Raw genomic sequence first — 20076 nt, 5'->3', positions numbered from 1 at the left:
CCCTTCCTGCCCGCTGTCACGAACAGGAAGGGCCCTCACCGGATCAGGGGCAAAGACCGATCCCGTACGCCCGGCCGTTGACCGTGCCCAGCTCGATGCAGGTCTTCAGCAGCGGGATGGCGGTCGGGGTGGAGCCAGCCGGGCAGTAGCCCAGGCCGACGACGGGGCCGGTGCTGGAGGTCGCGAGGCCGAAGCAGGCGCTCGGCAGCGTCGGCGCTGCGGTCGGGGTCGCGGCCTGGGCGGCGACGGGGGTGGCGACACTGAACGCGAACGCGGCCAGGGCGATGGAGGCGGAACGGATCTTCATTGACATGCCTTTCATAGGAATCAGAAATGGCAGTTCTGCGCCCTCCCGCACAGGCACCCTGCGGACCGATGTGACCCATCCCACACATCAGCCCGCGAGCGGACGCTAGCAGCGCTCACGGCACCGCGCGTGCGAATACGAGAACAGGTTCTAGTGCTGCTGGCCGAGAGCCCGCTCGGCGACGTAGCGACTCTCCAGGTCCAGCACGCCGGTGAAGATGCCCCCGAAGAAGCCGACGATGGGCAACAGGAACCACGAGACGAGGACCACCATCGTCGCGATCGCGTTCCAGAACACGGTCCCCTCGCTGAGGGCATCCGACTCGGCGACCACCGCCACGAACGCCTGCGAGACGATGAAGGCCACCGACACCAGCAGGTACGGCGCCATCGTGACCTTCCACCGCAGGCGCATGCGTTGTCCGTAGATGACGACGCCCACAGCCCCGGCCGCGACGATGCCGGACTGCGCGAGCCACCCGAGAGTGCTCGGCCCCACCTCCGCATCCGGTTGGAGGGTCAGGGCCCATCCCATGCCGATGGTGACGAACAGCGGTCCCAGGACCAGGGGCAGTGCTCGCTTCATGGGCGCGGCGGGCGGGTCGCGACGAGGTAGCCCTCGATCGTGACGTGCCGCTTGAAGAAGTTCCAGAACCCGCCCACGTCCGGCAGCGAGCTCGGGTCGGTCACGATCACAGGGTCGACGCACGCGAGCTCGCGCCCGCGGAAGGTGAGCGTGAAGGTGCCGGCGTGCCGCAGATTGCGCACCCAGTCCCGCTCGAGGCCGTACATCAGCGGGATCACGATCGAGTCCCGACGGACGGCGACGAGAACCGGAGACGCATAGGCCTTCCCGCTGCGCCGGCCGACGTGGTGCACGATCCCGAGCCACGGTGCGACGCGCGCGAGCGGCATCATCACCCGGTTGGTGAAGACCCGATTGATCCGGGCCAGACGCTCGGGGAATCGGATGGTCCTGGGCCTGGTCACGGTCTTCACCGTAGCCCTGCGGAGCGCGCGTTCTCAGGATTACTCTGGCGGCGCGAGCAGGTACGCCGTCCAATGTCGGTGGCTTTCGGGGCCCGTTGTCTCGCGACATGGCCGAGATAGGTGCGGGATGTGTGACGACGCGAGCTGGCTCGTCGGCGACGGTCCGATCGAGCAGCTGATCCGCGCCACGGACTGGTCACAGACTCCCCTGGGCACCATGGCCACGTGGCCCGAGAGCCTGCGCACCACCGTGTCGCTGACGCTGGCGTCCTCCTTCCCGATCAACCTGATCTGGGGCGACGGTGCGGTCCAGATCTGGAACGAGGCCTACTCCTTCCTCGCCGGTGACAAGCATCCCGCCGAGTTCGGCAGCGACTTCCGGGAGTGCTGGAAGCTGGCGTGGCCGGTCATCGGCACAGCGTTCGACGAGGCCCGGGCGGGGCGGGCGGCATTCCTGGAGAACCAGCCGATGCACCTCGATCGCAACGGCTTCCTCGAGCAGGGCTGGTTCACCCTGTCACTCAGCCCCATCCGCGACGAGCACGGCGAGGTCGCGGGCCTGTTCCACCCCGTCACCGAGAGCACCGCCCGGATCCTGTCCGAGCGGCGCACCCGGACGCTGCGCGACCTCTCCGACACGATCGGCGGAGCCAGCTCCACGATCGAGGCCCTCGACGGCATCGGCGCCGTCCTGGCGCGCTCGCTCGCCGACGTACCGTTCAGCCGTCTCTACCGCCGCGACGACACCGGGCGTACGGCGACGCTGCGGGGCCAGACCAACGACCACCGCGCCCACACGGAACCGCCGGCGGAGATCGACCTGGCCGGCGAGTCCCCGATCGCGACCGCGATCCGCGACCTGACCCCGATCCGGCTCGACGAGCCCGGCGCCCGGTCGACGCTGATCCTGCCGATCGTGGCACCTGGCGCCACCCGGTCCGACGCGGCGATCGTGCTGGGGATCAACGAGCACCTCGTCTTCGACGAGAACTACCAGAGCTTCCTGGAGCTGATCGCCCAGACGGTCACGACCGCGATGACCAGTGCCGGCGTGCGGGAGCGGGAGCGCGAGCGCCTGGCCGCGCTGGCGGAGCTGGACCGGGTCAAGAGCGCCTTCTTCGCCGACGTGTCCCACGAGTTCCGCACCCCGCTCACCCTGATGCTCGGGCCGCTCGAGGCCGAGCTCGCCGCGAGCGAGGGCTCACCGGAGCACCGCGAGCGGATCGAAATGGCGCACCGCAACAGCCTGCGCCTGCTGCGGCTGGTCAACTCGCTGCTCGACTTCTCCCGCGCCGACCAGGCCACGACCGAGGCGGCCTTCGTGCCGACCGACCTCACCGCCTTCACCACGGACTTGGCCGAGCTCTTCCGCTACGCCGTCGAGAGCGCGGGCGTGACCTTCACCGTCGACTGCGAGCCGATCACCCACGCCGTCGCCGTCGACCGCGACATGTGGGAGCGGATCGTGCTCAACCTGCTCTCCAACGCGTTCAAGCACACCTTCACCGGCGAGATCACGGTCGCGCTGCGGGAGGACGGCGACGCGGTCGTGCTGTCGGTGACCGACACCGGCGTCGGGATCCCCGAGGCCGACCTGGCGACCCTGTTCGAGCGGTTCCACCGGGTCAAGGGCGCCCGGTCGCGGTCGATCGAGGGCACCGGGATCGGGCTGGCCGTGGTCGACCAGCTCGCCCGACGCCACGGCGGCGACGTCGCCGTGGTCAGCGAGGAGGGCCGCGGCTCGACGTTCAGGGTCACGATCCCCGCAGCGAACGGTCTCACCGCAGCCGAGCCCGCGACCCCGAGCGGGGCTGCCGCCGCCGAGGCCGAGGAGGCCGCGCGCTGGCTGCCCGAGGCTCCCAGCACTGACCGCACACCGGACCTCCCGAGCGGAGTCGAGCGGCCCCGGATCCTGCTGGTCGACGACAACGCCGACATGCGCCGGTACGTCGCCCAGCTCCTCGAGCCGCACTACGCAGTGCTCACGGCGGTCGACGGCGTCGATGCCCTGGCCACCGCGCACGCCGAGGTCCCCGACCTGGTGATCAGCGACGTGATGATGCCCCGGCTGGACGGGTTCGGGCTGCTGCAGGCGCTGCACGGCGACGAGCGGACCAGCACCATCCCCGTGATCATGCTGTCGGCGCGTGCGGGCGAGCAGGCTGCGGTCGAGGGCATCCGGGCCGGGGTCGACGACTACCTGGCCAAGCCGTTCGCCGCGCAGGAGCTGCTCATCCGGGTGGCCCGCAGCCTCGAGCTCGCCCGGGTGCGCCGGGAGAACGAGCAGCGGCTCGCGGCCGCGAACGCTCAGCTCTCCGACGCCCTGGAGCAGGTCACCCTGCTGGCCCACACCGACCCGGGCACCGGGCTGCCGAACCGCCGCAGCTGGGACGAGGAGCTGCGCACCCAGCTGGACCTCGCGAAGCAGCGCAGTCGTCCGGTCTGCGTCGCCCTGCTCGACCTCGACAACCTCAAGGAGTTCAACGACCAGCGCGGACACCAGGCGGGCGACGAGCTCCTCGCCGTCACGAGCGCGGCCTGGCGGTCGGCTCTGCGGTCGTCCGACCTGATCGCACGGATCGGCGGCGACGAGTTCGCGATCCTGATGCCGGGCCAGACGCTTGAGCGGGCGAAGGCCGCCATCGACCGGATCTGCCGCGCCACCCCGCTGGGCCAGTCGGCCTCCGCCGGCGTCGCCCTCTGGGACGGCCAGGAGTCGGCCGACGAGCTGACCGCACGGGCCGACGCGGCGCTCTACGCCGCCAAGAACGCCGGCCGCGGCCAGGCCATCGAGGTCTGAGCTCCGCCCCTCAGTCGCGGGTCACGAGCACTGCGCCGGGTTGAAACCGGCCTTGTAGGTCGGCGCCCCGTCGACGTACGTCGTGCCGGGCCAGGTGGTGCTGGACTGGGTCAGGTCGACCATCGGGACGGCCGAGAGCTCGGCGGGCGGTGCGTCCTTGCCGATCACCGGCATCGTCTGGCCGAACGAGCGGTAGCCGCCGCTCGGTGCGTTGGCGGTGACCTGCTGGTTGGCCAGGCTCGTGAACTGGACGCCGTGCTGCTTGAAGTAGGGGCGCCAGTCGTAGCCGGTGATCCGGCTCAGCTCGATCAGCATGAAGTCGTTGCCCGGCATGTCGTCGACCTGCCGACCGGCGCCGTAGACGGCGTCGTTGGTCCAGCCGAACAGGCTCATCCCGTGCCGGGCCCGGGCCCCGGTGGTCCAGGTGGCCGCCGAGTCGGTGTCGCGGGACCAGGCACGGGCCGCCTCGTAGAGCAGGGTGTGGATGTTCCAGCCGTCGGTGAGCACGGTGCCTCCGGCCATCGTCTTGCCGTCGACCATGAGGGGCAGGTCGTCGTAGAACGAGAGCCGCATGTTGGTGTCGGTGGCGTTCCAGATGGTGTCCGAGATCGCCACGTCGGCCGGGGTGGAGAGCGGGAAGGTGGCCTGGGTCGCGCAGTTCTGGTCGTACACGACACGGGCGCCGGCCTTGGTCAGCAGGCCGTTGACGGACTGGTTGACCGAGAAGAGGTTCTCCCCCGCGTAGTTGATCCCGAGCTGTTTCGTGTCGGGGCCGCTGCCGGTGCGGGCCGGCAGCAGGACCCGGAAGTACTGCCACAAGGTGTGGGACGGGAACAGGTTGTTCGAGACCTCGCCCGACCGGCCGACGTAGTTGGTCCACAGGTCGCGGTTGGCCAGCGCGTGGCCCTGGTCGGTGTCGACCCAGCTGACGTTGAGCTGGCCGCGTTGCAGGTTGTGCCCGAGCTCGTGGCTCTCCCCCCATCCCATCGGCGTCGGGGTCCAGTCGGCGTCGAACGGGTTGCCCGAGCAGCCGTTGCCGCAGGTGGCGTGCAGGTCGTAGTTGACGTGCTGGATCTCGGTGCGGCTGTTGATGCTCGCGTCGGTGCAGGGCAGGCCGAGCGTCGTGCAGATGCTCTGCACCTCCGCCGGCAGCGTCTCGGTCAGCGGCTTCGTCCCGATCTGCAGCCCGGCCTGGCGGTAGACGGAGAAGACGAAGGCATCGCGGAAGTCGAGCAGGAACTGCTTGATCCCGCCGAAGGCCTGGTTGTAGACGACCGACCGGCCACCCGAGCCGACGGGCTTCGTCATCGCAGCCTTGATGTACGAGACCGGCAGGTGGGCCTGGAAGCCGTTGCCGACGAGGTCGGCGTAGTAGGCGCCCTCGGCCAGGTCGTCGACGAACCGGTCGATCTGGGTGTCGTCGGTCATGTCGAGGATCGCCGGATGGGTGGCGACGTGGTCGAAGGTCAGCCGCACGTCCTGGCCGGCCAGCGCGGAGGTGCCGGCCAGGTTCACGTAGAGCGGGCCGCCGTACGGGGAACTGATCGTGACGGCCTTGCCGGGTGTGACCTTGACCCAGTCGGTGGCGAGGTACTGCGGGCGGTCGTAGTGCGAGACCGCGCCCGACATCGAGCGACTCTTGGTGGTCGGCGAGCGCTGGAAGAACGTCCGGACGAGCACCTCGAGGCCGGGGTCGCCGGTGAGCCGGACGGACACCGGCTGGCCCGGGACGGCCGACAGGCCGGTGGCCTGCCACTCGCTGCGGCCGGTCGCTTTGAGAGTGAGGTCGTGGGTGCCGACGTGCGGGAAGACCGGGGTCGGGCAGGTGTGCGCGAGCACGTCGGCGCGGCCGCAGTAGACGGTGCCGAGGTCGGCCGCCCGCTGGTTGCGGTCCCACGCGGTCGGGGTGACGAAGTCGGCCAGGAGGGCGCGGGTCAACGCCGTGCCGTCCTTCTGGGTGTCGACCGGGTAGGTCAGCGCGACGGCGTCGTCGTCGGCCGGCGCCAGGCCCGGGGTGTTCTGGGCGGTGCCGGTGCGAGCCTTGTCGGCGAGCATCACCACGAGCCGGAACAGGTCCAGGTCGGGGGTGCGTCGTCCGTCGAAGACGGTGGCATCGCGGCGGTCATAGCTGCTGATCAGGCTCCGGAGGGTGCCGAGCGCGGCGACGTACGGCTCGATGCCCAGCGCGGGTCCGCTGGTGGCCTTGCAGCCCGCCCAGTCGCCGCCGCTGCTCTCGCAGCCGGCGTAGTCGGCGGGCACCAGCGGGTGGGCGCCCTGGCGGTCGACGATCCTCGTGATCATCCGGCCGAGGGAGTCCAGTCCGCCGGGCAGCTGCTGGGCCTGCGTCGCGCCCTGGAGCCCGGTGTTGTCGAAGTAGGCCGAGTAGTAGTCGACGCTCATCCCGAAGGCGGCCGCGATCGCTCCCGGCGTCTTGTTGTTCCAGCCGTGGGCGAAGAAGAGCACCGGGGTGCCGGCCGCGTGAGCCGCGGCCACCTGCGCCCCGACCGTCGGTGCGTTGGCCTCCGAGCCGTCGCCGCCGACGATGAGGAGGTCGGCGCCGTTCAGACAGGTCGTCGTGGTGGGCAGCTCGCAGCTGTTGGCGGCGTTGACGGCGGCGTGCGGCATCCGGCTGGTCAGCCAGGTCGCGGTGTGGGCGTCGAAGGAGCCCCCGACGTTGCTCAGCACGATGTGGGCGGTGGAGTCCGCGAGCGGGGTGCCGCCGAGCAGCCAGGACACGGTGGCGGCGCCGAGCTCGTTCATCCCCGGGTCGGCCTGCGGCCGCCAGCTGCCGCCGTCGGGCTGGTCGACGAAGGGGTCGGTGGCGAAGTACGCCAGCCGGGTGGTCGAGACCGCCGTGGAGCCGACCAGGCCGAGGATCTGCTGGTGGCTCGCGGTCGGGTCGGGGTCGGCGTAGTCACGGTTGCTGATCAGCAACGGCTGCTGATAGCCGAGCGCGTACGACGTCACCGTCTGCCCCAGGGAGCGGGTGTTCCACGTCATCGGGGTGGTGGGCGGCAGCAGCTGGGCCGCGAGAGGGCTGCGACGAGCGAGAAGCGCCTCGGCCCGGGCGACGAGCTCCTGGCGGGAGACGATGTTGGGGTTGCCCGTGGTGAGCGCCTGCTCCATCCGGTCGACGCGGGCCGGCGGCGTGGGCGCGACCACCGTGATCCGTGCCGTGCCGCGCTTGCCCTTGAACGTGGCGCCGACGGTCGTCGTCCCTGGTCGGCGGCCCGTGAAGCGGGCGCCGGTGCGGGAGACGATGCCGGCGCGATCGGGGCGCCATTTCACCCAGCGGGTGACGTCCTGCCTGAACGTCCGGAAGACCGCCGTGGCGACCACGGCGCGGCTCTGGCCCTGGGCGACCTTGCTCGTGGCGGGTGTGAGCACGACCTTGATCGGGGCGCCGGAGCGCACCACCAGCCGGGTCCGAGCGACCTGGGTGCCGTACGCCGCCGTGATCGTCGCCTTGCCGGCTCGGCGCGCCTTCACGTAGCCGGCGGCGTTCACCTTCGCCACCCGCGGGTTCGAGCTGCGCCAGCGCACGCCCGCGTTGAGCCGTTCCACCGAGCCGTCGGAGAAGCGTGCGGTCGGCTTCAGCTGGACCCCGGTGCGCGTCGCCAGGACGGCGCGACGCGGTGCCAGCGTGACCCCTGTCAGAGCGGCGTCGACCGCAGGGGACGCGGTCGGTGCCGTCTGGGTGGGTGCTGCCACCGCGGCAGGATGCGGGACCAGACTCAGGCCGGTGATGATGACACCGGCGACCAGCAGGGCGGAGATGGAGCGGCGGATCCGCATCGTCCTCTTTTCACGAATCTGGGAGCACGAGGAGGCGCCTGCTTCACGATCGGCCACAGCCGTGCGCGAAACCCATGACAGGCGCTCCTCGGGTGGACTCGTCCACCAGCGGGATCAGTATGGTGCGGACGATTTCGGCCGAGCAACCACCGAACGGTCAATCCCCCGTGGCCCTCTTGACCTTGGCGAACACCACCGTGTGCACCGCCCGTTGATGCCCGGGCGCGGTCACGATGGGTCGGACCTTGGCAATCAATCGCGACCCTTCCGTTTGGCGCCGTTGGCGGCAATTCCCAATTTGAACGATGGCGCACCGTGATCGCGTGTGCCGCAATTGACCTGTCGCTCATGGGGGCCACCAGCGATGACCATCCCCCACGAAGGACGACAGATGAGACGTCAACGAGCAGCCATTCTCGGGAGCGCGGTCGCGCTCGCGCTCGGATTCCTCCCCACACCGGCGGCCACCGCCGGAGGTGGCGGCAGCGGCGGTGACTGGACGATGTCGGGTTACGACACATCGAACACCCGCTACAACACGTCCGAGGACGAGCTCGGCGTACGCAACGTCGGCCGCCTCAAGGTGAAGTGGAAGCTGCCCACCGAGGGAGACATCTCCGCAACCCCTGCCGTCGTCGGCGGGATCGTCTACGTCCCGGACTTCGCAGGGAACCTGTACGCGGTGAACGGCCGCACCGGCGCGGTCGTGTGGCAGGCCGACATCGCCGCCTTCACCGGTATCCCGGGTGACCACGCCCGGGCCACCCCCGCCATCTCCGGCAACACCATCGTCATCGGGGACCAGGCAGGAAAGGTCTACAACCCCGACGGATACCTGCTCGGCATCGACCGACGCACCGGCGCCCTGAAGTGGAAGACGAAGCTGGCGGGCGGCTACCCGATCATCACCCAGTCGGCCACGATCAAGGACGGGGTCGCCTATGTCGGGGCCGCCTCCAACGAGGAGGCCCTGGTCCGCTTCGGGTTCCCGTTGACCTTCCGTGGCTTCATGCTGGCAGTCGATGTGGCGACCGGGGCCGTGCGCTGGAAGACGTCGATGGTCCCCGAGGGCTACACCGGCGGGGCGATCTGGGGCAGCTCCCCCGTGGTCGACACCAAGCGCCGGAAGGTCTACATCGCCACCGGCAACAACTACTCGATCCCCGACTCAGCCACCGCCTGCATCGCGACTGCTCCCACCGATGCTGCGCGTGCGGCCTGCATGCCGGCGGGCAACCTGTTCGACAGCATCGTGGCGTTGGACCAGCGCACCGGCGCGGTGGCCTGGGCCTTCAAGGCACTACCCGTCGACGCCTGGAACGTCGCCTGCGGGATCTCGTTCGTCCCCGGTCTCGACTTCCCCGTGGAGGGCTGCCCCGATGATCCCGGGCCGGACTTCGACTTCGGCCAGGGGCCCGCGCTCTACACCGCCGCCACAGGCCACGGGAAGAAGACGGACTTCGTCGGAGCGGGCCAGAAGAGCGGCAAGTACTGGGCACTCAACCCCGACACCGGCGCGCTGAAGTGGAGCACGCAGGCAGGAACGGGCGGCCTCGCCGGCGGTCTGCAGTGGGGCTCGGCGGTCGACGGGGAACGGGTCTACACCGCCAACTCCAACAGCGAGTTCAAGCCGTGGGTGCTCGCGGACGGCAGCTCCGCCGGCAACCGCGGCGGGTGGAGCGCACTCGACGCTGCGACCGGGGCAATCAGGTGGCAAACGCCGAACCCGGCGTACGAGCGCGCGATGGGCCCGGTCTCGACGGCCAACGGTGTGCTCTACGGCTGCTCGATGGATCCCGAGGGCCACATGTACGCCTTGAAAGCCTCCACCGGAGCGATCCTGTGGGACTTCCCGTCCGGCGCATCCTGCCTCGGCGGGGCCGCGATCTCCGACGGGACTCTCTATTGGGGCACGGGTTACGACGCCTTCTCCTCAGCACCTGATGACGACCAGGCGCTGTACGCGTTCGCCGTGAAGCGGTAGATCAGAGGCTGCGTTGCGCCGGGCCTGACGGGGTCCGGCGCACGTGGTCGTGCCGCTACTTCATCCTGCCTTTGCCGTGGCGCTTGGCCTTGCCGGGCTTCTTGGCGTGCTTGGCAGCGTGGCTCGCCTTCGGCGGGGTGGCCTTGGCGACGACCCGCGGCGACACCGACGCCGAAGTCGATCGCGGTGTCGCACTGGCCGACGGACTGGCCAGGGGGGCGATCGTCGTTGCCGCACCTGGATCGACCGGCGGCGTGGGGTCTGAGCCGCCCTGCATCCAGGCCGTCCCGCCTGCGAGAGCGATCATCGCGACCATCGCGGCCGCCACGATCGGGACCTTCCGGGACCACCGAGGGCGTGAGACGACGGCGGCCATCCGCGCCGTGCTCGCTCCCGTCGGGAGCACAGCCGACCTCGTCCGGGTTCCTTCACCGCTCAGCACCGCCAACCTGGCGGCCACCTGAGCGGCGTCGGGACGATCGACGGGCTGACTGGCCGTCATCTCGTCCAGAAGCCGGACCCACCCCGAACCCAATGAGATCGGAATGAGTGGACCGCGGTGCAGCCGCGCCAGCGCCGACTCGGTTGCCGGACCGGGGTAGGCCCGAACACCGGTCGATGCCTCCAGCAGCACCAGCCCCAGCGCGTAGACATCGGTGGCTCCCGTCACGGACAACCCCATGGCCTGTTCGGGCGCCAGGTACGCGGCAGTCCCGATGGTCTGGCCGGTGCCGGTGAGGTCGGAGATCTCGCCGGTCATGCGTGCCACCCCGAAATCCGCGAGCTTCACGTCTCCGGCGGTGGTCAGGAGGATGTTCGCAGGCTTGACGTCGCGATGCACGATGCCGTTGGCGTGCACGTGAGCGAGCGCTGACGCGAGCGCCGCACCGATGCGTGCCGACTCAGCAGGATCGAGCGGACCTGCAGCGATGCGTTGCGCCAACGACGGCCCTTGGACCAGCTCCATCACCAGCCACGGGCGCTCCGCGTTTCCACGGCAGTCGATCCCGGCGTCGAGCAGGGTCACCAGATGCGGGTGGTCGAGGCTCGCGAGGACCCTCGCCTCGGCGGCGAACCGCTCCCGGTCGACATCACCGGCGAGCGTGGGGCGCAACACCTTGATCGCGACGTCGCGTCGGAGCGCGAGGTCGCACCCGCGATAAACCGCCGCCATCCCACCCTGAGCGAGCAGCTCCCGCACCTCGTACCGCCCGTCCAGGACTGTGCGAGCAGGCTCAGACATGGGAGGACTCCGTACGATCTCGGGGCGCCGCTGACACGTGAGTCGAGGGCAGCGGGACCCCTCGCTCAGGCTATGTACCCCGATGAGCACCACCTCAAACGTGAGCCGGCGCCGCGTCAGTCCCCACGCAGCATCGCGGTCGACAGCATCCCGAGGGCGGCGCCGAGCGCGATCACCTCGGGGGCCGGCGAGCCGAGCTGGACGTCGATCGCGTGGTCGGGCGACGCCGCACCGAGCGCGGCACGGACGGCGTCGAGGTAGGCCTGCGGCTCCCGGCGGATGTGGCTGCCGTAGAGGATCACGCTGTCCACGTCGAGGAGCCGGACGAGATCGAGGAGGCCTTCGCCGACCAGCTCCCCACGCTCGGCCACGGTCACCGCCTTCCGGTGCAGCTCCTCAAGGCAGCCGCGCCGCCCGCAGGCGCACACCGGTCCGCGGCGATCCAGGGTGATGTGCCCGAACTCGCCAGCCCCCGAGTGCGGGCCGCGGTAGACCCGGTCGTCGTAGACCAGGCCGGCACCGATGCCCGTGTCGACCAGCACCACGGCCGTCGCCCCGCCGGGCGCCGCGGGCCAGCAGTGCGCGAGCGCGCCCGCGTTGGTGTCCTTCTCGAGTGTGACCGGCAGGCCGGTCTCGGTCTCGAGCAGCTCGCCCAGCGGTACGTCGACCCAGTGACTGAGGCCGGTCGCTCGCAGCACCCGGCGGGTGCGGTGATCGAGCGGCCCGACGGCACCGACCCCGATCCCGAGCGCCCGCCCGGGCGGCTGGTTGGCGAGCAACGACGCCACCGCTCCCCCGAGCCGGCGCACCGCGGTGGCCGGGGTGAAGTTGCGCGGCAGCCGACCCTCGTAGCTCTGCTCGAGGCGCCCGTCGAGCCCGATCCGGACCGCGGTGAAGCCCTCGCGGCCGAGCTGGATCCCGATCACACAACCCGCCTCGCTACGCAGCTTGAGCAGGGTGCGCGGCTTGCCGACACCAGGACCGGGCCGGGTCGACCGCTCGACCATCCCCGCCTCCACCAGTTCGGCGGTGATCTTGGAGATCGCCTGCTGGCTGAGCCCGATCGAGCCGGCCAGATCGAGCAGGTCGGAGCCCCCGGACCGGAGCAGGATGTCCAGGACGAGGCCGCGGTTGTGACGCCGCACCGCCTCCAAGTTCATCCCGCCGCCTGCGTTCACATCACTATCCTAAGTTTCACAACAGCATGGTGTAATAGATCCTATGAGCACTCCTTTGCGTGTCGGCATCGTGGGCTACGGGATCGCGGGGCGGGTCTTCCACGCCCCGCTCGTCGCGGCGACCGATGGACTCACTCCTGCCGTGATCGTGACGTCGTCCCCGGAGCGCGTGGCCCAGGCACACGCGGAGTATCCGGACGCGACGATCGTGCCGACGATGGACGACCTGTTGGCCCACGAGCTCGACCTGGTCGTGGTCGCCTCCCCCAATGCCACCCACGTCCCGCTGACCCTGCAGGCGATCGAGGCCGGGCTGCCGGTCGTCGTCGACAAGCCGATGGCTCCGACCGCTGCCGAGGCCCAGCGGCTGGTCGACGCAGCCGCGGCCCGTGGGGTCGGGCTCACCGTGTTCCAGAACCGTCGCTGGGACTCCGACTTCCTCACCGTCCGGCGCGTGCTGGAGTCGGGTCGACTGGGCAACGTCGTCCGGTTCGAGTCGCGCTACGACCGCTGGCGCCCCGAGCCCAAGGAGGGCTGGCGCGAGCTGGCCGATCCCGCGCAGGCCGGCGGACTGCTCTACGACCTCGGCGCTCACATCATCGACCAGGCGATCCAGCTCTTCGGGCCGGTGCGTGAGGTCTACGCCGAGGTCGACGTCCGGCGTGCGGGTGCCGCGGTCGACGACGACGTCTTCGTCGCGCTGCACCACACCAACAGCGTGCGCTCGCACCTGTGGACCACCGTGCTGGCCGCGACGCTCAACCCGCGCTTCCGGGTGCTGGGCGATGCAGCGACGTTCACGAAGTTCGGCCTCGACGTGCAGGAGCCGCAGGTCAAGGACGGCCTGCGTCCGGGCGACGAGGGCTGGGGCGTGGAGCCGGCCGCGGATGCCGGCGTGCTCGGCGACGGCGTCGACCTGGAGGTGGTGCCGACCGAGGTCGGTCGCTACCAGGACTTCTACGCCGAGGTGCGTGACGCGCTCCTGACCGACGGGGCGTTCCCCGTCGACCCGCGCGACGCCGTGGCTGCGCTGCGGGTGATCGAGGCGGCCCAGACGTCGGCCGCCGAGAAGCGCGTCGTGACGCTGGGATCCGACCGATGAGCGACTCCACCGCTGCCACCGCCGCTGCCCTGATCCCCGCGCTGGAGGCCGAGCTCGCAGGGTTCGAGCTCGACGCGTTCGAGGCCGCCGACGCGTGGCGCCTCGGGGTGCTGCTCTCGGACCTGGCCGCCGAACGCGACCACGCCGTCACGATCGACGTGCGCCGTCCGAACCAGGTCCTCTTCCACCACGCCCGCCCCGGCACCACCGCGGACAACGACCGCTGGGTGGAGCGCAAGTCCAACACCGCGTTCCACTACGAGGAGCCGTCCTGGCTCGTGCGGCAGCGCTTCCTCGCCCGCGGCGCCGTCTTCGAGGAGGCGTCCGGCCTCGACCCGCAGGAGTACGCCGGCCACGGCGGTGCCTACCCGATCCGGGTGCGCGGTGCCGGCGTCGTCGCCGTGGTCACGGTCTCCGGGCTGCCCCAGCAGGTCGACCACGAGCTCGTCGTCACCGCGCTGACGGCGTTCACCGCCAACGGCTGACCGCAGCCCTCAGGCGTCGTACTGCTCCGGCTCGTTCGCCGACGCGACGCGGTTCTCGGCGTCCATCATCCATGCGAGCTGCTCCACCCGCGCGGTGATGGCGTGCAGCAGGTCCGTCGAGGTCGGGTCCTCGGCGTCGACGTCGTCATGGATCGACCTGATCGTGCTGGAGACGACGTACAGCGCGGTGACCACGAGGTCGATCCCGACCGCGGTGTCGACCTCGCCGGCGGGGAACGGTGCGAGGTTCGTGGACTGGGTGACGACCGACGATCGTCCGTCCGGGGTGACCATGATCGCGCGCATCCGCTCGGCGACCTCGTCGGCGAAGCCACGGGCGGCGTCGACGACCTCGTCGAGCTGGAGGTGCAGGTCGCGGAAGTTGTGCCCCACCACGTTCCAGTGCGCCTGCTTCCCCTGGAGGTGCAGCTCGATCAGGTCGACCAGCACCGCCTGGAGTCCGTCGGCCACCGTCGGCGACGCCTGGTAGCTCGGACGGGAGGCGTGGCGGGCCCGGGACGAACCGGGCTGGGTCTCGTCGGTCGGGTGGGTGTGCGCGTCGGGCATCAAGGTCATGAGATCTCCTTCGATCGGTCCCCCGGCAGGTACCCGGCCCGGACGCGACCGAAACAGGCTCACGCCTCGGGCTGGGCCAGCCGGAGCACGGCGCGGTCGAGGCTGCCCTCGGTTTCCAGGGCGGCCCGTTGCCGACTCGCCCCGGTGCCCGAGGAGAAGATCCGCTCGATCCCCCGGTCCACCCGGGCGACGTCCCCGGCTTCGGACAGGGCCTTGGCGACGTGGTCCAGCAGGCCCTCGATCACGCGTCGGGCGGGCTGAGGCCGCCGGGTGGCCGGATCGATCAGGTCACCGGTGACGCCGTACCGACCGGCCTGCCAGGTGGCCAGGCGCAGCACGCCGATGGAGACGTCGTCGGCCTCCTCGCCGTCGTGCCACGCGGCTGCAGCGGTGGTGACCAGGCCCCGCACCAGCGCGGCGACGACGAGCGAGTCCTCCGGGTCGAGGCAGACGTCGGCGACCCGCACCTCGACGGTCGGGAACCGCTGGGACGGCCGGACGTCGAAGTACGCCATCCCCTCGTCGAGGACCACTCCGGTGTCGATCAGCTCCTGGAGACGGGCGGCATAGACCTGCGCGGTGCCGAACAGGTCCGGGGGTCCGTGCATGGGCCAGCGCGCCATCACCTGCGACCGGAAGCTCTGGTAGCGCGAGTCCCGGCCGTGCCAGAACGGGGAGTTCGAGCTGAGCGCGAGCAGTGACGGCAGCCAGGCGCGGATCCGGTCCTGCACCGCGATCGCCTCGTCGCCGGAGTCGATGCCGACGTGCACGTGGAAGCCGCAGGTGAGCTGCTCGGTGGCCGTCATCCCGAACCGCTCCGTGATCCCGGCGTAGCGCGCGACCGCGGCGGTCCGCTCGCGCCGGACGGAGAGCGGCGTGGTGCCGCTGGCGAGGACGAGAGCTCCGGTCTCGGCCGCTGCCTCCCGCGCCCGAGTCCGCCACCCCCGGAGGTCGGCCTCCAGCTCGGCGAGATCGGTCTCGGGTGGCGAGTTCGTCTCGAGCTGGTGCTCCTGCATCTCCGCGACGATCGACCCGTCGGCCTCCGCGTCGAGGCCCTCGGAATCGGCCGCCCGCTCGGCAAGTCGGAGCACTTGGCTCGCCGAAGCGCGCGGCTCCCCCGTCTTCTCATCGACGAGGAGCAGCTCCTCCTCCACCCCGACCGTCCTGATCACGCCGTCCCCGTACCCGCGGCCGGGCACCGGCATGCGGGGCGCGACCGGACCGTCAGTTGATGATCTCGCCGCGCTCGTCTGCCCGGAGGGCGGCGAGACGCTCGCGCCACATCGCCAGGGCTTCGGGCGTCTGCCGGGTCCAGTCCTCGACCTCGCCGATGACCCGCAGCGGGTCCCGGGTCCGGTAGGAGCGGGTGGGATTGCCCGGGAACTTCTTGTCGGTCACGTTCGGGTCGTTCTCGAAGGGGCCGGTCGGCTCGACGGCGTAGACCCGCGGCGGCGCGTCACCCGGTGCGAGCTCCGCGGCCAGGCCCGCGCCGTCGGCCAGGGCGGTGAAGTAGACGTGGTTCATCACCACCTCCGGCCGGTAGTTCGACCGGAACCCCGCGGTCAGGAAGTCGCCCACGCGCAGATCGGCCTTGGTGCCGTGGAAGAACGGGCCCTCGTCGAGAACACTCATCGGCTGAGCGGCGCCTCGGCTGCGATCCCGGCCAGCTTCTCGGGGTTGCGGACCGCGTAGATCCGGCTGATCCGACCGTCCTCGACGGTGAAGGTGATCGCGGTGTCGTAGCCGTCCTCGAGCCCGACGATCCGCGCGCCCGGCGCCGCGTTGTAGGAGACGGACAGGATGTCGGCACCGGCCCCGAACTTCGGGAACGTGCGCAGCAGGTTCGCCACCTTCTTCGCCCCCAGCACCGGGATCTTGATCGCGTTGGCGACCCCGCCACCGTCGGCGATCATCACCACGTCGGGGGCGAGCACGTCCAGCAGCGCCTGGAGATCCCCGCCGGCCACGGCGGCGAGGAACCGCTCCACGACCGCGGCCTGCTCGCTCGCGTCCACGTCGACCCGCGGCCGCCGAGCGGCGACGTGCTTCCGGGCGCGCGTCCCGATCTGGCGTACGGCGGCAGCCGACTTGTCCACCGCCTCGGCGATCTCGTCGTAGGGCAGGTCGAAGACCTCACGCAGCACGAAGACGGCCCGCTCGGTCGGCGTGAGCGTCTCCAGCACGGTCAGCATCGCGAACGAGACCGAGTCCGCGAGCTCGACGTCGTCGGCGACGTCGGGGGCGGTCAGGAGCGGCTCGGGCAGCCACTCGCCGACGTACTCCTCACGGCGGCGGGCGTTGGCACGCAACCGGTCGAGCGCCTTGCGGGTGACCATCCGGACCAGGAACGCCCGGTCGTCGCGCACCTCGGCGCGGGCCTCGGGCCCGATCGCGTCCCAGCGCAGCCAGGTCTCCTGGACCACGTCCTCGGCGTCGGAGGCCGAGGAGAGCATCTCGTAGGCGACGGTGAAGAGCAGTCCGCGGTGCGCGACGAACGGATCGACAGCTGACTCGGAGGTCACGGTCACGACCCTACGACGCTGTCGTTCGGTCGGTCGGCCAGCGGCTTGAGCCCGCAGGCGTCGGCGAAGCCGTCCGACTCGATCCCGAGCGCGACGTTGGGCCGGGTGGTGAAGTTGGCGAACGCGATCACCGCGGTCAGCTCGATGAGTGCGGCGTCGCCGAGCTGGGTGCGCAGCGAGGCGACCATCTCGTCGGTGACGGTCGGCGCGGTCTCGGTCATCGCCTCGGCGTAGGCCAGCACGTCCCGCTCGAGCGCGGAGAACACGTCGGAGGTGCGCCAGCGCGGGATCTCGCGTGCCTTCTCCATGTCGAGCTTCTTGTTGTTGGCCTCGAAGTAGTTGAAGTCCAGGCACCAGGTGCAGCCGACCTGGGAGGCGACGGCCATGTGGGCGAAGGACTTGAGCTGCTCGTCGCAGGCGTCCCACTTCTTCAGCTTGCCGCCCAGCCCGGCCATGGACATCAGGACCTTCTGGTTGTGCCAGTAGACGCCGATCGAGGTCGGCACCCGTCCGCCGAGGGACTTCTTGGCGAACCGCTTGATCAGTGCTCCCTTGAAGCCGGTGATCTCGGCGGCGGGGATGCGGGTGGTGCTGGTCATGTCGTGCTCCTCTGTGAGTCGGTACGACATGAAGACGCCGGCCGCGGGCGATGTGTGACAGATCAGCCCGACTCCGGGGTCGGGCGTTCGAACACTTGGAGCACCCCGGCCACAGCGAAGCACACGGCACCGGCGAACGTGCCCCAGTCGACCAGCCCGAGGTTGACCACGGTCGACGTCGCCGGGCGGGTGTACGCCGCCACTCCGGCGAGGAAGAACAGCACCGATCCGAGCTGGTTGATCGCGACGATCCACCAGCCGAGGTCGTCGAACCGCAGCCGAGGGCGGCCGTGGCAGACCTCGACCAGCGCCAGGTGGCCCGAGATCAGGAAGCACACGCAGCCGGCCATGTCGGGGAGCCAGATCCACCCGTTGGTCTGGCGTGCGGTGAGGTCCGAGGCGAACGCCGCGACCAGGCTGACGCCGAACAGCAGGGTGCCGGCGAACAGCACGGCTGCGCTGAGCCAGCCGATCTGGTGCGGCTGCCAGGCCCACCATCGCCACCGGGTCGAGCTCAAGGAGGCATGCTCGTCGATCTCGGTCGGTGCGTTCGAGGCTTGGAGGACCGAGGCGTACCCGCCGAGGCTGAACCACACTCCCCCGACGAGGTAGACCAGATCGATCGCGTGGACGCTGCCGACCTCCCGGTCGGCCAGGACGGCACCGAGCGCGAACAGGGATCCACCCAGGATGAACGAGGTCGCCGCCACCCCGTTGACCCGGCCGAGCCGCCGTGCCGTTGCCGGTTCCGCCGCGACGAGGCCGGTCAGGTTCCCGTCGCTGTCACGGCGCTCGACCCGACCCCGCCGCCGTGCCGTCCGGGAGGCCCACCGCACGCTCGAGCCGTCGGCGAGGTGCCACGTCATCCTGGTGGCGAACCACCCCGACCGTTCGACGTGCCCCAGCACCCACCGTGCCGGGTGGGTGATCGTCAGATCGCCGGTCAATGCCGGGTTCGCAACGGCGACGTGCGCTTCTTGGCGTGCGCCGCCGCCTTGTCCGGCGCCGTCCACAGGTCCGGGCGGGTGCTGGACCGGCGCGGCGGCTGTTCGGCGGCCAGGTGCTCGTAGGCGCCCGCCAGGTCTCGCAGCAGGACGTCGATCATCGTCCGGCTCAGGTCGAGTCGGACCACGATGCGCAGCAGATGCACCTCCTCCGCATCGGGCGGGAGGTTGTACGCCGGGATGATCCATCCGTGCTCCCGCATCCGCGACGACAGGTGGTAGACGTCGAAGCCGGGGTCGTCGGCCAGGGTGAACGTCACCACCGGCTCAGCGAGTCCGGGGTTGAGGATCCGGAAGCGACCGGTGGCCTCCAGCCGCTCGTTGAGGTGGCGGGCATTGGCCAGCATCGTCTGCACGATGCCCTCGTAGCCGGCGCGACCCAGGCGCAGGAAGTTGTACATCTGGGCCTGGATCATCGATGAGCCACGGGAGAAGTTGAAGGTGTACGTCGGCTGGGCGCCGCCGAGGTAGTTGACGCTGAAGATCAGGTCCTCGGGCAGCTTGCTGCGGTCACGCATGATCAGCCACCCGACGCCCGGGTAGACGAGTCCGTACTTGTGCCCGGAGGCGTTGATCGAGGCGACCTGCTCGAGCCGGAAGTCGAACTTGAAGTCGGGCTCCGAGAAGGGTGCGACGAATGCTCCGCTGGCGCCGTCGACGTGCAGCGGGATGTCCCAGCCGTGCTCGCCCTTGACCGCGACCAACAGGTCGTTGATCTCCTCGATCGGGTCGGACTCCCCGATGTGGGTGGTGCCGAGCACCGCGCCGACGGCGATCGTGTTCTCGTCGATGCGCTCGCCGACGTCGGCGGCGCTGATCGTGTAGCGGTCCGGCTTCATCGGGATCTTGCGCATCTCGACGTCGAAGTAGTTGGCGAACTTGTCCCACACCACGTGGGTCTCGGCACCGAAGACGATGTTCGGCTGGTCGGTGCTGAGCCCGGCCGCCTGGCGTCGGTTGCGCCAGGCACGCTTGTGGGCGAGCAGCCCGAGCATGATCGCCTCGGACGACCCGATCGTGGCCACCCCGACGACCTCCGCAGGATCCGGAGCGTTGAAGAGCGCGCCGAGCATGTGCACGCAGGCCTCCTCCACCAACGACGCGGCCGGGTACTCCTCGTGGTCGATGTGGTTCTTGCTGAGGGTGTCGTGGATGAGCTTCTCCGCTTGAGGCTCCATCCACGTCGTCACGAACGAGGCGAGGTTCAGCGTCGGCTGCCCGTCGAGCATGAGGCTGCTGTGCACCAGCTCGTAGGCCTCGTCGGGCGACATGCCTCCCGCGGGGAAGGTCAGGGGATCGATGTGCTCGCTGAATCCTGGGAGGGCGTGGATCGGTGTGGGGCCGAAGTCACGCTCGGGCCTCGGGGTGGCGCTCATGACTGGCTTCCTTTCAGCCGTTGCGCTGGTGGGGGGAGCGAACGGCGCCACGACGCTGCCACGGATCCTGCCCCCGGCGCCGGAAGCCGCCCGCCCATACCTCAATTGGGCGAACG

17 protein-coding genes are annotated in these 20076 nt (G+C 70.5%); 4 read left to right on the top strand and 13 right to left on the bottom strand.

Translation table 11 applies throughout. The features are described from left to right. Positions 1-43: 43 nt before the first annotated feature. The 3 genes from ACZ5J1_RS02040 to ACZ5J1_RS02030 form a co-directional block, all read right to left on the bottom strand. The gene (locus ACZ5J1_RS02040) at positions 44-307 is read right to left on the bottom strand and encodes a hypothetical protein (RefSeq protein ID WP_464562027.1); all 264 of its coding nucleotides are present in this window, start codon (positions 305-307) and stop codon (positions 44-46) included. A gap of 150 nt (positions 308-457) precedes the next feature. Beyond that, positions 458-892, bottom strand: coding sequence for a hypothetical protein (locus ACZ5J1_RS02035; RefSeq protein WP_464562025.1), 435 nt, complete (start codon positions 890-892; stop codon positions 458-460). Then, entirely contained in the window at positions 889-1296 is a 408-nt protein-coding gene (locus ACZ5J1_RS02030) for a PNPOx family protein (RefSeq protein WP_464562023.1), read from the bottom strand. The genes ACZ5J1_RS02035 and ACZ5J1_RS02030 overlap by 4 nt, the downstream gene beginning before the upstream one ends. 127 nt (positions 1297-1423) lie before the next feature. Between ACZ5J1_RS02030 and ACZ5J1_RS02025 the strand changes: the two genes are divergently transcribed. Then, positions 1424-4096 (top strand): diguanylate cyclase domain-containing protein, encoded by a 2673-nt coding sequence (locus ACZ5J1_RS02025; protein WP_464562021.1) that lies wholly within the window; start codon positions 1424-1426, stop codon positions 4094-4096. Between the two features lie 21 nt (positions 4097-4117). On the opposite strand, the gene ACZ5J1_RS02020 is transcribed toward ACZ5J1_RS02025, so the two are convergent. Beyond that, the gene (locus tag ACZ5J1_RS02020; protein ID WP_464562019.1) at positions 4118-7891 is read right to left on the bottom strand and encodes an ImpA family metalloprotease; all 3774 of its coding nucleotides are present in this window, start codon (positions 7889-7891) and stop codon (positions 4118-4120) included. 391 nt (positions 7892-8282) lie between these two features. On the opposite strand from ACZ5J1_RS02020, the gene ACZ5J1_RS02015 reads away from it, so the two are divergent. Beyond that, a complete protein-coding gene (locus ACZ5J1_RS02015) occupies positions 8283-9875 on the top strand; it encodes an outer membrane protein assembly factor BamB family protein (protein ID WP_464562018.1) in 1593 nt (530 codons plus the stop codon). 55 nt (positions 9876-9930) lie between these two features. On the opposite strand, the gene ACZ5J1_RS02010 is transcribed toward ACZ5J1_RS02015, so the two are convergent. After that, positions 9931-11118 carry a serine/threonine-protein kinase gene (locus ACZ5J1_RS02010; protein WP_464562016.1) on the bottom strand — a complete coding sequence of 396 codons (1188 nt, stop codon included), beginning with the start codon at positions 11116-11118 and terminating at the stop codon, positions 9931-9933. Positions 11119-11234: 116 nt separating this feature from the next. After that, the gene (locus ACZ5J1_RS02005; RefSeq protein WP_464562014.1) at positions 11235-12296 is read right to left on the bottom strand and encodes an ROK family transcriptional regulator; all 1062 of its coding nucleotides are present in this window, start codon (positions 12294-12296) and stop codon (positions 11235-11237) included. Between the two features lie 43 nt (positions 12297-12339). Between ACZ5J1_RS02005 and ACZ5J1_RS02000 the strand changes: the two genes are divergently transcribed. Beyond that, positions 12340-13398, top strand: coding sequence for a Gfo/Idh/MocA family oxidoreductase (locus ACZ5J1_RS02000; protein WP_464562012.1), 1059 nt, complete (start codon positions 12340-12342; stop codon positions 13396-13398). Next, positions 13395-13883, top strand: a complete 489-nt coding sequence (locus ACZ5J1_RS01995) for a heme-degrading domain-containing protein (protein WP_464562011.1) — start codon at positions 13395-13397, stop codon at positions 13881-13883. The genes ACZ5J1_RS02000 and ACZ5J1_RS01995 overlap by 4 nt, the downstream gene beginning before the upstream one ends. Positions 13884-13892: 9 nt before the next feature. Here the strand turns inward: ACZ5J1_RS01995 and ACZ5J1_RS01990 are convergent, their stop codons facing one another. The 7 genes from ACZ5J1_RS01990 to ACZ5J1_RS01960 all read right to left on the bottom strand — a co-directional run bounded on the left by ACZ5J1_RS01990 (position 13893) and on the right by ACZ5J1_RS01960 (position 19960). Continuing rightward, on the bottom strand, positions 13893-14459 hold the full coding sequence (locus ACZ5J1_RS01990; RefSeq protein WP_464562010.1) for a Dps family protein: 567 nt from the start codon (positions 14457-14459) through the stop codon (positions 13893-13895). A gap of 59 nt (positions 14460-14518) precedes the next feature. Next, positions 14519-15664 carry a carboxylate-amine ligase gene (locus ACZ5J1_RS01985; protein WP_464562008.1) on the bottom strand — a complete coding sequence of 382 codons (1146 nt, stop codon included), beginning with the start codon at positions 15662-15664 and terminating at the stop codon, positions 14519-14521. A gap of 19 nt (positions 15665-15683) precedes the next feature. Then, positions 15684-16091, bottom strand: a complete 408-nt coding sequence (gene arr, locus ACZ5J1_RS01980) for an NAD(+)--rifampin ADP-ribosyltransferase (RefSeq protein WP_464562006.1) — start codon at positions 16089-16091, stop codon at positions 15684-15686. Next, positions 16088-16981 carry an RNA polymerase sigma-70 factor gene (locus tag ACZ5J1_RS01975; RefSeq protein ID WP_464562004.1) on the bottom strand — a complete coding sequence of 298 codons (894 nt, stop codon included), beginning with the start codon at positions 16979-16981 and terminating at the stop codon, positions 16088-16090. Before ACZ5J1_RS01975 ends, arr begins: the two co-directional genes overlap by 4 nt. Positions 16982-16983: 2 nt before the next feature. Further along, the gene (locus ACZ5J1_RS01970; protein WP_464562003.1) at positions 16984-17580 is read right to left on the bottom strand and encodes a carboxymuconolactone decarboxylase family protein; all 597 of its coding nucleotides are present in this window, start codon (positions 17578-17580) and stop codon (positions 16984-16986) included. 62 nt (positions 17581-17642) lie between these two features. Beyond that, positions 17643-18527, bottom strand: coding sequence for a hypothetical protein (locus ACZ5J1_RS01965; RefSeq protein ID WP_464562001.1), 885 nt, complete (start codon positions 18525-18527; stop codon positions 17643-17645). Next, positions 18524-19960 carry a glutamate decarboxylase gene (locus tag ACZ5J1_RS01960; RefSeq protein WP_464561999.1) on the bottom strand — a complete coding sequence of 479 codons (1437 nt, stop codon included), beginning with the start codon at positions 19958-19960 and terminating at the stop codon, positions 18524-18526. The genes ACZ5J1_RS01965 and ACZ5J1_RS01960 overlap by 4 nt, the downstream gene beginning before the upstream one ends. Positions 19961-20076 lie beyond the last annotated feature (116 nt).

It is taken from the genome of Nocardioides sp. JCM 18999 (genome assembly GCF_055391175.1).
Note: the sequence above shows the minus strand (reverse complement) of the source record. Positions and strands in the feature narration are given on the sequence as shown.

Bases quoted from the DNA above. Each gene is read 5' to 3' on its own strand.
- ACZ5J1_RS01995 (WP_464562011.1), top strand. From the start codon at position 13,395: ATGAGCGACTCCACCGCTGCCACCGCCGCTGCCCTGATCCCCGCGCTG.
- ACZ5J1_RS02015 (WP_464562018.1), top strand. From the start codon at position 8,283: ATGAGACGTCAACGAGCAGCCATTCTCGGGAGCGCGGTCGCGCTCGCG.
- ACZ5J1_RS02040 (WP_464562027.1), bottom strand. From the start codon at position 307: ATGAAGATCCGTTCCGCCTCCATCGCCCTGGCCGCGTTCGCGTTCAGT.
- ACZ5J1_RS02010 (WP_464562016.1), bottom strand. From the start codon at position 11,118: ATGTCTGAGCCTGCTCGCACAGTCCTGGACGGGCGGTACGAGGTGCGG.
- ACZ5J1_RS02025 (WP_464562021.1), top strand. From the start codon at position 1,424: ATGTGTGACGACGCGAGCTGGCTCGTCGGCGACGGTCCGATCGAGCAG.
- ACZ5J1_RS01985 (WP_464562008.1), bottom strand. From the start codon at position 15,664: ATGCCGGTGCCCGGCCGCGGGTACGGGGACGGCGTGATCAGGACGGTC.
- ACZ5J1_RS01970 (WP_464562003.1), bottom strand. From the start codon at position 17,580: ATGACCAGCACCACCCGCATCCCCGCCGCCGAGATCACCGGCTTCAAG.
- ACZ5J1_RS01990 (WP_464562010.1), bottom strand. From the start codon at position 14,459: ATGACCTTGATGCCCGACGCGCACACCCACCCGACCGACGAGACCCAG.
- ACZ5J1_RS02035 (WP_464562025.1), bottom strand. From the start codon at position 892: ATGAAGCGAGCACTGCCCCTGGTCCTGGGACCGCTGTTCGTCACCATC.
- ACZ5J1_RS02020 (WP_464562019.1), bottom strand. From the start codon at position 7,891: ATGCGGATCCGCCGCTCCATCTCCGCCCTGCTGGTCGCCGGTGTCATC.
- ACZ5J1_RS02000 (WP_464562012.1), top strand. From the start codon at position 12,340: ATGAGCACTCCTTTGCGTGTCGGCATCGTGGGCTACGGGATCGCGGGG.
- ACZ5J1_RS01960 (WP_464561999.1), bottom strand. From the start codon at position 19,960: ATGAGCGCCACCCCGAGGCCCGAGCGTGACTTCGGCCCCACACCGATC.
- arr (WP_464562006.1), bottom strand. From the start codon at position 16,091: ATGAGTGTTCTCGACGAGGGCCCGTTCTTCCACGGCACCAAGGCCGAT.